The organism is Streptomyces sp. NPDC090442 (genome assembly GCF_044769405.1).
Lineage (GTDB): Bacteria > Actinomycetota > Actinomycetes > Streptomycetales > Streptomycetaceae > Streptomyces.
Genome location: NZ_JBIVXW010000257.1, coordinates 1 through 1,417 on the forward strand (window position 1 = coordinate 1; position 1,417 = coordinate 1,417).

Genomic DNA, 1,417 nt, shown 5'->3' on the forward strand with positions numbered 1-1,417 from the left:
GAGCCTGATGAGTCATCACAACCCAGACAACTCATAGAAACCACTCCATGTCCCCAACCGTGAGCAAGATCATCAATCGTGGGGCGACCCGTTAGCCGAGCATGCCCGTGACGGGTACGCAGGTATTCCCCCGCGGTGCTCTTGCCGCTCTCGGACATTCCGCCGAGCGCGACGACCCGAACACCGGGCAGACATCCGGCCGGCACGAGCGCAGTGCGCGCGTGAAGGCGTCGGCGTAAGTCGTCCTGGACCGCGACGACGGGACGGCCGTCAACGACGATGACCTCCTCGAAGCGGCCCTCCTCGACCAGGCGGTGAATCTGGTGGTGCAGGTGCCGCTGGTAGTCGGCATACGTGTCAGTCACGCTCGTCTCATGCGACAGGGCCCGTGCGGTGCCGATCGCCGGGTCCTGGTGATGCAGCAGCACGACCCCGAACTCCCCAGCCTCAGCCGCCTCCAGAGCCTCTGCATACGGCTGCAACAGGGTGCGGGCGCGGTCCGCGGCCTGCTCGGGGGAGAGGTGCTCGCGCACCGCGACCGTCGCGGCCACGGAGGCCTCCAGCATCGGTATGCCCCGGTCCATCAGCCGCAGCCCCGCCCCGTCGCCAGGGCAGCGGGAGCGCTGCACGTACGAGGCGGCCAGGACCTCCGCCACCTCCTGCACCGCACCGGTCTGGAACCACCACGTGCCCATGCCGGTCCGCTTGATGCGAGCCCACCGCGCGTCGTGCGCGTCCAGCGGACCACTCGCCGCAGCGGCGGAGCCGATCCGGCGCGCCAGGATGCCGAGCTGCTTGGTCTTGCCGGTGTTGTCCGCGCCGCTCACCGCGAGAGTGCTCACCACGTCGTCGCCCACGTTGGGCCTCCGATCCGGTCTGGGCCTTCCCGGACCGACTGGCCCGGGAAGGCGAGTACACCCAACTACCGCCAAGGGAAACAGCGTTCGAGGGTCATGCGGGGGTCATGCAGCCTTCGACATTCCGGCCCACACCCGGGCCTCGAGATGCTGAGATAGACAAGTGGACGCGACTGCCCAACACCCGCTCGCGCTCGCCCGATCCCTTTACGGCCTGTCCCAGACCGACCTCGCCGAAGGGATAAAACAGGCGGCGCGCCGCCGCGACCGACGAGCCGGCACGACCAAGCAGCAAGTCTCCGTATGGGAGAGGCCCGGGGGACGCACACCAGACCCCTGGTACCAGATGCTGATCGCCGACGTCTTCGGCATCGACCACGAACGCGTGACCACACTGGGCTGGCCGTACTGGCTACCCGGAAACGAAGCGCCCGTCCCCCTGGGCACCGGGGCGACGGTCATTGCTCTTAGTGGGCGGTTCGTGAGTCTTTGAGCTGATCTGCTGTCGCCTGATGGTGTGGCGGCGGGGCGGAATCTGCCGGTCCGCAGGTGGTGATCTG

Annotated in this window: 1 protein-coding gene and 1 pseudogene; one reads left to right on the plus strand and one right to left on the minus strand. The window is 68.1% G+C overall.

Going from position 1 to position 1,417, the window contains the following annotated elements:
• Positions 1-857: pseudogene (locus ACIQU6_RS44860) on the minus strand (hypothetical protein); the annotation flags it as partial.
• A gap of 163 nt (positions 858-1,020) precedes the next feature.
• Between ACIQU6_RS44860 and ACIQU6_RS44865 the strand changes: the two are divergent.
• Positions 1,021-1,350 carry a helix-turn-helix transcriptional regulator gene (locus ACIQU6_RS44865; protein WP_403488521.1) on the plus strand — a complete coding sequence of 110 codons (330 nt, stop codon included), beginning with the start codon at positions 1,021-1,023 and terminating at the stop codon, positions 1,348-1,350.
• Positions 1,351-1,417: the final 67 nt, after the last annotated feature.